This window comes from Hyphomonas sp. (assembly GCF_040882205.1).
Classification (GTDB): domain Bacteria; phylum Pseudomonadota; class Alphaproteobacteria; order Caulobacterales; family Hyphomonadaceae; genus Hyphomonas.
In genome coordinates this window covers 19329-29220 of record NZ_JBBEBT010000148.1, presented here as the reverse complement: position 1 = coordinate 29220, position 9892 = coordinate 19329, and the positions used below count along the sequence as shown (strand labels likewise).

The 9892-nt window shown below is 64.6% G+C and carries 8 protein-coding genes; 3 read left to right on the top strand and 5 right to left on the bottom strand.

Annotation, left to right across the window (positions count from 1 at the left end; genetic code table 11):
- From WEA77_RS06025 to WEA77_RS06015, 3 genes are all read right to left on the bottom strand, one after another.
- Positions 1 to 868 (bottom strand): helix-turn-helix domain-containing protein (locus WEA77_RS06025; protein WP_368066969.1); only part of this gene is annotated, 868 nt, incomplete at its 3' end.
- A 101-nt stretch (positions 869 to 969) separates the two neighbouring features.
- Entirely contained in the window at positions 970 to 3207 is a 2238-nt protein-coding gene (ptsP, locus tag WEA77_RS06020) for a phosphoenolpyruvate--protein phosphotransferase (protein ID WP_368066968.1), read from the bottom strand.
- Between the two features lie 56 nt (positions 3208 to 3263).
- Entirely contained in the window at positions 3264 to 4511 is a 1248-nt protein-coding gene (locus tag WEA77_RS06015) for an aspartate kinase (RefSeq protein WP_368066967.1), read from the bottom strand.
- Positions 4512 to 4604: 93 nt separating this feature from the next.
- Between WEA77_RS06015 and ubiG the strand changes: the two genes are divergently transcribed.
- Both ubiG and WEA77_RS06005 read left to right on the top strand, forming a co-directional pair.
- Entirely contained in the window at positions 4605 to 5381 is a 777-nt protein-coding gene (ubiG, locus tag WEA77_RS06010) for a bifunctional 2-polyprenyl-6-hydroxyphenol methylase/3-demethylubiquinol 3-O-methyltransferase UbiG (RefSeq protein WP_368066966.1), read from the top strand.
- Positions 5378 to 5986, top strand: a complete 609-nt coding sequence (locus tag WEA77_RS06005; RefSeq protein WP_368066965.1) for a DUF924 family protein — start codon at positions 5378 to 5380, stop codon at positions 5984 to 5986. Before ubiG ends, WEA77_RS06005 begins: the two co-directional genes overlap by 4 nt.
- Here WEA77_RS06005 and WEA77_RS06000 read toward each other — a convergent pair.
- Positions 5983 to 7338 (bottom strand): MFS transporter, encoded by a 1356-nt coding sequence (locus tag WEA77_RS06000; RefSeq protein ID WP_368066964.1) that lies wholly within the window; start codon positions 7336 to 7338, stop codon positions 5983 to 5985. The genes WEA77_RS06005 and WEA77_RS06000 overlap by 4 nt on opposite strands.
- Positions 7339 to 7457: 119 nt before the next feature.
- Here WEA77_RS06000 and WEA77_RS05995 point away from each other — a divergent pair, with 119 nt between their 5' ends.
- Positions 7458 to 8960, top strand: a complete 1503-nt coding sequence (locus tag WEA77_RS05995) for a M20 family peptidase (RefSeq protein WP_368066963.1) — start codon at positions 7458 to 7460, stop codon at positions 8958 to 8960.
- 4 nt (positions 8961 to 8964) lie between these two features.
- Here the strand turns inward: WEA77_RS05995 and WEA77_RS05990 are convergent, their stop codons facing one another.
- Entirely contained in the window at positions 8965 to 9885 is a 921-nt protein-coding gene (locus tag WEA77_RS05990) for an Hsp33 family molecular chaperone HslO (protein WP_368066962.1), read from the bottom strand.
- Between the last annotated feature and the right edge of the window lie 7 nt (positions 9886 to 9892).

Genomic DNA, 9892 nt, shown 5'->3' with positions numbered 1-9892 from the left:
CACCTTCAGGGCCGAGCGGGCCGACCGACAGGTCGCCGACGCGCCACTCGAACGCGCCGCCATTGCGAGCCGAGACAGTCCAGCCCGCTTTCAGGCGGGGGAAATAGTTCTCGCCCTCGGCCATCGTGCGGCTGAGGAAGATGGTGCCATCGGCGCCGCGCACTTCAAGCCAGCCTTGGCGGACGGCGACGATTTCCAGCGGCAGGTCGGCCGGAACCGCCGAGGAGGCGGCATTTTCAGCAAAAAGGCTGTCGCGGGCGCCGCTGACGGCCACGACCGTCGGAGAGACGACTTCTTCCGGTCCCGTGCTCATCAGCATGAACACGCTGACACCGCCGGCCACGAACACCAGCAGCGCGCCGAACGCGGCGGTGACCAGCGGCAACTGGCTATGTTTCTTGTTTATCTGACCGATTTTCGGCACCGGCGCGGTGGTCTTTACCTCATCCACGGCGCCGCATTCGCGCGTATAGCGCCGGATGACTTCCTGCTCGGGCAATCCAAGATACTTTGAATAGGCGATCAGGTAGGGCACGAGATAGCCCTTCGCGATCGTCTGCAGTTCCATACGTTCGATGGCCATCAGGAAGTTCTCGCGGATGAGCGAATCGCGCGCGATCTCGCCGAGGTCGCGCAGCAGCGCCTCGCGCACGCGGCGCAGGACCTGCCCCATCCGGAGTTCTTCGCCTTCATAGAGGCCCGAACGGAAAATCTCGTCGGCCCGCTGGCGACGGCCATATTCGTCAAGTTGCCGGGCTGCTTCCGCAGAGATCGGCATTACATTCGAACGGTTCGTTCCGTTATCTTCCACCCGTTCATTTTCCTCGGGTTTGTCGCCTGCAGGCTCAGTCGGTACGTTCTGTGCCATTGTCTACCAGTCTCACTGCCGAATGCCGCCACAAAGTGAAATCGGGGCAAGATCCGGTCCAATGTTTACGTAGAGCCGTGTTCCTGCCGTCGCAACACGCTTCAACTGTCAGCTGTGTCAATTCCATGCTCGGCGGCAAGTGCTAACACTTGATTACGGAACGATCCGTTCGGTTTGTCCATCCGCTCGAAAAGCCCCGCCCGGAAGGCGCCCAGGTCCACCTTGCGCAAGGCCTGCTTGACCGGGCCGATGGCGGAGGCCGCCATCGACAAGCTGGTATAGCCCAGCGCCGCAAAGCAGAGCGCCACCGGGGGAGAGGCAGTCGCCTCGCCGCAGACCGACAGACGGACCTTCCCCGCCTTGCAGGTTTCGGCCACCATCTTGAGGAAGCGCAGGGCCGCCGGGTCCACCAGGTCATAGCGTTCGCTGACCGACGGTGTCATCCGGTCAGCCGCGAAGAAGAACTGCAAGAGGTCATTGGTGCCGACCGACAGGAAATCCACCTCCCCTGCCAGGTCCTGCATCGAGAAACCCAGCGCCGGGGTCTCCAGCATCACGCCGACTTCCAGCTTCGAGGGCTGCTTGCCTGTCCGCGTGGCGCTCCAGGCGAGTTCTTCCATAAGAAGCGCCTTGGCGTCCCGGAACTCCGACGGCACGGTCACCATCGGGAACATGACGGTCAGCGGCCGCTCCCCGGCAGCGCGCACAAGCGCCCGAAGCTGGCGGCGGAACAGGCCCTTGTGGTCCAGCGCAAAGCGGATCGACCGCCAGCCGAGCGCGGGGTTCTCCTCCCGCTGCAGGTTCAGGGCGGGCAGCACCTTGTCGCCGCCGAGGTCCAGCGTGCGGAACACGACCGGCCGCCCGGCCGCCCGGTCCAGCACCCGTTTATAGAGGGCAATCTGGTCTTCAAGGCGCGGCAGGGTTTCCGAGACGAGGAACTGGAACTCGGTGCGAAACAGGCCCACCCCGTCCGCGCCCGCCTGGTCCAGCATGTCGAGATCAAGGGCGAGACCCGCATTCAGCATCAGCGAGACGGTGGTGCCGTCCAGCGTCTTCGCGGGCAGGCCCTTGAGCGCAGCATACCCAGCCTGGCGCTCCGAGCGCAGCGCGACACGGGATTTGTACGCGTCATATACCGCGTCATCCGGGCGAATATGGACCGAGCCTTCCTCCGCATCGACGATGATATAGTCACCCTGCTCGATCCGTGTCGTCAGGTTCTCGATGCCGCCGATGGCCGGAATGCCCAGTGCACGCGCCACGATGGCGGCGTGCGAGGAAGCGGCCGCCTCCTCCATGAGGATGCCGCGCAGGCCGACATTGGCATATTCGAGCAGCTCAGCCGGACCGAGGCGGCGGGCCACCAGCACGCCCTGCTCGCCCGTGACCTTGGGCTTGCCCTCTTCCCCGCCCAGCACCCGCAGCAGGCGGTTGTCGAGGTCTTCAAGGTCATGCAGCCGTTCGCGCAGGTAGGGGTCGCGCGCGTTCTGCAGCCGCGCCCGGTGTTCGCGCCGGGCACGGTCCAGCGAAGCCTCGGCCGACAGGCCAGAGCGGATGCCCTCATGCAGTTTCTCGGCCCAGGAGGGGTCTTCCGCCAGCAGCCGGTAGGCCTCCATCACATCGCGCGGGTCGCCGACCAGAGCTGCGCCGTCGATCAGCATCATCCGGTCGATCGAGGCGCGAAGTCCGATCAGGCCGGCATTCAGCCGTTCGGCCTCAGCGGAGACGTCACTGGCAAAGAACTTCGCCGCCGGCACAACCGGATCGTGCAGCACCGCGCGGCCGTAACCGAGACCCTCGCAGAACACCCGGCCACTGAGATTTCCGCCCCCCGGTCCGCGCACCCGGCGCTCCGGCGCGTTCTGCGGCGCCGGTGCCAGCACCAGCGTATGGACGATCTCCGCCAGCACCATCGAGATTGTCTGCAGCGTATCGACTTCCTCGTCGCGGTAGGTGCGCTCTGTCTTGTTCTGCACGACCAGCACGCCGGTTACCCCGCCAGTGCGAAGGATCGGCACGCCGAGGAAGGCATGGAAAGGGTCCTCCCCTGTTTCCGGACGGTAGGAGAAGGACGGATGGCGCGGCGCGTCAGTGATCGCGATCGGCTCGGCCGTGCGCGCGACGAAGCCGACGAGCCCCTCGCTGGAGGCCATGCGCGTCTTGTTGACAGCTTCCGGCTTCAGGCCCTCGGTGGCGATCAGCAACAAGCTGCCCTCGGGCTCGCGCAGATAGATCGAGCAGACATCGGCCACCATGGTCGAGGCGATGAGGCGCACGACATGATCGAGCCGCGAACGAGTGTCTCCATCCTCCGCCATCACCTGGCGAAGGTTGTTCATGAGCACTCTCGTGGCCGGCATATTATAAGGCATGCTCTCCCGTGCGGGATGGGGGCTCAGTCAGCGTCGAGGCCGAAGGCCGTATGTAGGGCGCGAACGGCCAGTTCTGTATAGGGCGCAGCGATCAGCACGGATATCTTGATCTCAGAAGTTGAGATGACATCGATGTTGATGCCCTTTTCCGACAGGGCCGTGAACATTTTCTCGGCAACCCCGGTATGGCTTTTCATGCCGACGCCGATGATCGAGATCTTCGAGACGTCGCTGACCACTTCCAGCCGCTCATAACCGACGTCCGCCTTCAGCTTCTCCAGCGTCTCGCGGGCGAACGGGCTGTCGCGCTCGGTGCAGGTGAACACGAGGTTCGCCTTGGAGGCCTCGCGGGAACTCGCCTGCACGATCATGTCGACATTCACGCCCGCCTTGGCGAGGGCCGAGAAGATCTTGGCCGACGATCCCGGCCGGTCGGGCACGCCATAGAGCGTGACCTTGGCTTCGTCCCGCGAATAGGCGACGCCGCTGACAACCTGCTTTTCCACGATCTCTTCCTCTGCACAGACAAGCGTTCCGGGGGATTCCTCGCCGGGCTTCACGAAGCTCGACAGCACCCGCACCGGCACATTGTGGTTCATCGCCAGCTCGACCGAGCGCGTCTGCAGCACTTTCGCGCCGAGCGAGGCCATCTCGAGCATCTCTTCATACGAAATCTTGTCGAGGCGGCGCGCCTTAGGCACCATCCTCGGATCGGTCGTGTAGACGCCGTCCACATCCGTATAGATATCACAGACCTTGGCGCCGAGCGCGGCGGCGACTGCCACGGCGCTGGTGTCCGATCCGCCCCGGCCGAGGGTCGTCACCCGGTAATCGTCGGTCACGCCCTGGAAGCCCGCGACGACCGCGATCTCGCCGGAATCGATCGAATCCGGCAGCGCCGAATCGTCAAAACCCATGATGCGGGCCCGGCCATGGCTATTGTCGGTCTTCAGGCGCAGCTGCCAGCCGAGCCACGACCTGGCCTTCAGACCCCGGCGGCGGAGCGCGAGCGCCAGCAAGCCGGCGGTGACCTGCTCGCCTGAGGCGACAACAACGTCATACTCGTCATCATAAAGATGGCGCGCGAGGTCCTTGCCGGCAGCGCCGTCAGCCAGGGCGACCAGCTTGTTGGTCTCCCCCGACATCGCCGAGACGATGACGGCCATATGCTCGCCCTTGGCCGCCCGCGCCGCGACGATCTCGGCGACGTTCGCAATCCGGTCGAGATCGCCGACCGATGTGCCGCCGAATTTGAGTACCGTGCGCGCCATTTCGCCCCAACCGACTATCTGCCCCGCCCGGGGCGTCCTATATCGGCCCCTGTAAGGGAAAGTTCGGCTCGGATCAAACAGGATTGATAAACGATGGCGAGAACAATTGACGCGTCTGACGCTATCCCCGTCACACCCAGCATCGACCCGGCGGAAGTGGCGAAATTCTCGGCCATGGCCGCTGACTGGTGGAACCCGAACGGCAAGTTCAAGCCGCTGCACCGGTTCAACCCGGTCCGCCTGAAGTTCATTCGCGAGCGGGCAGAGCGCCATTTCGGCCTTGCTTCCAGCCTTCGGACCCCGTTCGACGGCCTGCGACTGCTCGACATCGGCTGCGGCGGCGGGCTCGTGTCTGAACCGATGGCCCGGCTTGGCGCCTCGGTTACCGGGGTCGATGCCTCTGAGGCCAATATCAAGACGGCGCTCACCCATGCGGGCGAACAGGCGCTGAAGATCGACTACCGCTCCGGAACCGCCGAAGGCCTGCTGGCCGCCGGCGAAGCGCCCTTCGATATCGTGCTGAACCTCGAAGTGGTCGAGCATGTCGCTGACCCAGCGCAATTCCTCGCCGACACCGCGCGCCTCGTTAAGCCGGGCGGGCTGATGATCGTCGCGACGCTGAACAAGACCGCCAAGGCGCTCGCCACTGCCGTCATCGGCGCCGAATACATCCTCGGCTGGCTGCCGCGCGGTACGCATGACTGGTCGAAATTCCTCGACCCCGAGGATGTGCGCACGCCGCTGCGCGGCGCGGGGCTGGAGATCAACGAGACCATCGGCGTCGCCTTTCAGCCGATCAGCGGCCAGTGGAAACTCTCGGGCGATACCAGCGTGAACTACATGGTCGTCGCCCGCCGGCCCGCCGCATGAGCCAGCTTCCCGCCCCCGAGGACATTCTCGCCTTCTGGATTGCAGATGCCGATACGCCCGAGGGCCTGAAGACGCAGTCAAAGAAATGGTTCAAGGGCGGCAAGGCGTTCGACGCAGAACTTGAAGCGAAATTCCTGGCGCTGCTGGAGACGCTATCCGCAGGCCCACTCGCCGAGGACTGGGCCGCGCGCGGGACGAAGGGACGGCTCGCGGCGATCATCGTGCTCGACCAGATGAGCCGAAACATCTTTCGGGGCAGCCCGCGCGCCTTCGCGCAGGACCGGCTGGCCCTTCATCTGTGCAAGGAGGGTCTGGAGAAGGGTGAGGACGAAGGCCTGGCGGAAGCCGAGCGCGTCTTCTTCTACCTGCCGCTCGAACATTCCGAAGCACTGGACGACCAGGACTGGGCAGTTGCGCTTTTCACGGCGCTGCACAACACGGCGCACGAGGATTTCCGGGAGTATACGAAGACAACGATGGACTACGCGATCCAGCACCGCGACGCGATCCGGCAGTTCGGCCGCTTTCCCCATCGCAACAAGGTCGCTGCACGCACGAGCACACCCGATGAACTAGACTGGCTTGCCGAAGGGGGCGGGTTCTAGACCTCCGCAGGTATGCTGCCGAGCCGGCCGGCCGTTTCCGCCTGCACGGCGCGCGTCAGCGGATAGGTGCGCACCACGAAATAGGTGATGAGATACATCAGGGCTGGCAGTCCGCAGAAGATGAAGAGCAGGCCCTGCACCGCTTCGGGCGAATTCTCGACGCCGGCCTCATAACCTGCCACCAGACCGACCAGAAGATAGGCGAGCCCAGTCGCGAGGCTCGCACCGATCTTGTAGGCACCGGCGTTCAGGCCGAAGAACAATCCGGCCCGGTTGGTGCCGGAACGCACGAGTTCCCATTCGACCACATCCGCCGTCATCGACCGGCCGATCACCAGCGGCGCCGTGAAGGCAAACCCGTTGATCACGGCTGCAAGTGCAAAAGGCCAGAAGCCCGGGAACTGCGCGGCCACAAGATAGAGTACATAGCTGCCCGCCGACATCAGCACGGCCACACAGACGGCGCTGTGCTTCTCCGTCCTTGAGGCCAGACGCATCCAGACCGGCAGTCCGAGCACGGAGGACAGGAAAAACACCACCAGCAGGAGGCTTGCCTGCGCATCGCTGAGCCCGAAAACCGACTCGGCGACGAACAGATAGAGCGAGGCCGTGACCGTGATGCCCATACCGATCAGCAGCTCGAGCAGGAGGACGGTTTTGAGGAAACGGTTGCCGACCGCCATGCGCAGGTCGGCGAAGGTATAGGCTTTCTCCGCCGGGTCCTTCGTGCGCGGCGGGTCCGGCACGAAGAGGCAGGCGATCAGCGCCGTGAGCGGCAGCGAAATGATCAAGCACCAGCCCATCGCGCCGATCTGCTCAAACCGGTCGCCGCCATTGTTGGCGATGATCACCGGGATGATCAGCAGGAACAGCATGCTCAGCACGCTGGCCATCTCGATCATCACGAAATGGCGTGAGCGGTCGTCATAATCGGTAGCGATGTCGGCGACCCAGGCGTTGCGCGCGATGATCAGCATCGTCGAGCCGAGATACAGGATGACCATCCACAGCACGAAATAGAGCGCGCTCGCGCCTGCGCGCGGCGGCATGTAAACGAAATAGGCCGCGAGCATCAGAATCGGGACGCTGGCAACGATCCAGGGACGCGCCCTGCCCCATTTCGAATTGAAGCTGTCGACGAGATGGCCGATCGTCGGATCGAGCAACATGTCGAGCAGGCGCAGCGCCATGAACAGCATGCCCGTCAGCGCGACGCCGAGCCCGATCTCGTCGGCATAGAAGGGCGAGAGGTATACACCCAGCGGCAGGCCTATTCCCGACAAGGGAAAGGCAAGCGTGGACAAGGCGAGGACACGGGGCGTGCTCAGCCGCTTCGGGGAGGGATCAACCATGCGCCCACACTGCCGCGTGAAAAGGTGACGGCCAAGTCATTTTTTGATGCCGCGTCGCTTGACGGCGCGCTCCGCGCGCGGCCACGGTTTGCAAAACAGATACGGGAGCCAAGCCAGCCATGATCCGCAACCTTCTCATCGGTCTCGCCGTGTTTTTGCTCGCAGTTGCAGCATTGGTGGGCGTGCTCATCGTCAACACGATGAACTATGGCGGCGAGCCAGTGGGCGGGCGCGTCGAGCTGCCGGCGCCGCCGGAATTTTCGGCGGAGCGCGGCGCGCAGAACCTCTCGCGCGCGATCCAGTTCAGAACGATCACGCTGGCGAGCGGCGATCCGCGCCCCGGGCAAGAGGGCGAGTGGCTGGCGCTGCATGCCTGGCTCGAAGAGACGTATCCGGCCGCGCATGCCGCGATGACGAAGGAAGTGGTGCCGGGCACGCTGACGCTGCTCTACACCTGGCCGGGATCGGACGCCTCGCTGAAGCCGCTGGTGCTGATGGCGCACCAGGATGTCGTGCCGGTTAACATCGGCACCGAAGAAGACTGGGACGGCGGGCCGTTCGAGGGCGCGATCATCGACGGCTATATCTATGGCCGGGGCGCAATCGACAACAAGGGCTCGCTGGTGGCGCTGATGGAGGCCGCCGAGGCGCTGGCCGTCGCGGGCTTCAAACCTCAGCGTACGGTCTATTTCATGTTCGGCCATGACGAGGAAGTTTCCGGCTCCGGCGCCGCGAGCGCGGTAGCATTGATGAAGTCGCGCGGGATCGAGCCGGAAATGGTGCTCGACGAAGGCTTCATGGTGCTGAACCCCTCCCCGCTGACGGGCAAGCCGGCAGGCTTCATCGGCATCGCGGAAAAGGGTTATGTGACGCTGGAAGTGATCGCCGCAGCTGCCGGCGGTCATTCCTCCACGCCGCCGCGCAACTCGGCCGCCGTGAACCTCGCCCGCGCTGTCGTCGCGCTCGATGAGAACCAGATGCCGTCGGCGCTCGGCGAGCCACCCGCTTCGGAGATGTTCCGCGCCGGCGGCAAGGACATGCCATTCGCCCAGCGCCTTGCCTTTGCAAACCTCTGGCTGCTCGAAGGTGCGGTCGATGCGCAGCTGAGCAAGATCCCGGCCGGCAATGCGATGATCCGCACCACCACTGCGCCGACCATGCTGGCCGGCTCGGCCAAGGAGAATGTACTGGCCCAGCGGGCTACCGCGACGGTGAACTTCCGCATCCATCCGAGCAATACGGAAGAAGAGATCATCGCGCATGTCAAAAAGGTGACGAAGGATATCGAGGGCATCGAGGTGGCCGTCGGCCAGCAGGGTATCCGGGGCAGCGGCGCATCGAATGTGTCGCCTACGGACAATCGCGCTTATGCCGTGCTGGCGAGCGTGGCGGAAGCGACCTATCCCGGCTCACCCGCCGCGCCTGGCCTCGTGCTCGGCGCCACGGATGCGCGCTATGCTGAGGCGATCAGCAAGAACGTCTACCGCTTCGCTCCGGCCGTGCTGACCCCGGACGAACTCACCGGCTTCCACGGCACCAATGAACGCACCAGCGTCGAAAACATGGGCCGCCTCGCGCGCGGCTATGCGCAGGTGATCCTCGCGATGGACGCGCCGGAGTAAGCGCTCAGTTCACTGGGCCGGTGACGCGCGAGATATCCACGTTGTAGTGGCGGGCGCAGAACTGGCAGTCAATTGAGAGGTTGCCGTCTTCCTCGACCAGTTCTCGCAGGGACTCGTCCGGCATCTGGCCCAGCGTCGTGACGAGGCGTTCCTCGCTGCAGGTACACTCGTCGAGGACTGCCATGCCGGGTTCGAGCGTCACGCCCTGTTCGTGGAACAGGCGGTAGAGGAGTTCGGTCATGGGCAGGGCCGGGTCGACCAGCTCAGCCGGTGTCAACGTGGAAAACAGCACCTCTGCTTCGCGCCAGCCTTCCTCGGTATCGCCGCGCGCGTCGTCGCCCGCGATGCGTTGCACCAGCATGCCGCCAGCGGTCCAGCCGCCACCCTCGGCGCGGTCCACCGCGAGGCGGATGCGCGAGGGCACCTGCTCCGACATAACGAAGTAATCCTCCGCACACTGAGCGAGCGAGGCCTTGTTCAGCGCCACGATACCCTGGTAGGGCTGAATGTCGGGATTGTCCTGCACAAGGATCAGGCCGAGCCGGCCAGTGCGGCCGAACAGTTGCGGCATGTGCGGCTCGCCGCCCTTGTTGACGCGCTCGAGATTAGCCCAGCCGGCAGCGTCATATCGGGCATAGCCGCGCACATTGCCATTGGTACTGTACTCGCCGACGAGCAGCGTGACCGGGCCATCGCCTTCGGCCTGCACGAGGATCTTGCCATCGAATTTCAGCGAAGCGCCGACGAGTGCGGCCAGCGCAACGGCCTCGCCGAGGATCTGGGCGAGGTGGCGGGGATAATCATGCCGGTCGAGAATTGGCGAGATACTGGCGCCGCCCATGCGGACCGCGCGCCCGCGGATGGGGCGGCCTTCGATCTGGAAGGTGGCGGCGAAATCGCCGGTTTCATGAGGAGACTTGATCATCGGAGGG

What these genes read in the sequence shown, in the direction of transcription:
- WEA77_RS06005 (WP_368066965.1), top strand. Translation starts at nt 5,378, where the DNA reads ATGAGCCAGCTTCCCGCCCCCGAGGACATTCTCGCCTTCTGGATTGCA.
- WEA77_RS05990 (WP_368066962.1), bottom strand. Translation starts at nt 9,885, where the DNA reads ATGATCAAGTCTCCTCATGAAACCGGCGATTTCGCCGCCACCTTCCAG.
- ptsP (WP_368066968.1), bottom strand. Translation starts at nt 3,207, where the DNA reads ATGAACAACCTTCGCCAGGTGATGGCGGAGGATGGAGACACTCGTTCG.
- WEA77_RS05995 (WP_368066963.1), top strand. Translation starts at nt 7,458, where the DNA reads ATGATCCGCAACCTTCTCATCGGTCTCGCCGTGTTTTTGCTCGCAGTT.
- WEA77_RS06000 (WP_368066964.1), bottom strand. Translation starts at nt 7,338, where the DNA reads ATGGTTGATCCCTCCCCGAAGCGGCTGAGCACGCCCCGTGTCCTCGCC.
- ubiG (WP_368066966.1), top strand. Translation starts at nt 4,605, where the DNA reads ATGGCGAGAACAATTGACGCGTCTGACGCTATCCCCGTCACACCCAGC.
- WEA77_RS06015 (WP_368066967.1), bottom strand. Translation starts at nt 4,511, where the DNA reads ATGGCGCGCACGGTACTCAAATTCGGCGGCACATCGGTCGGCGATCTC.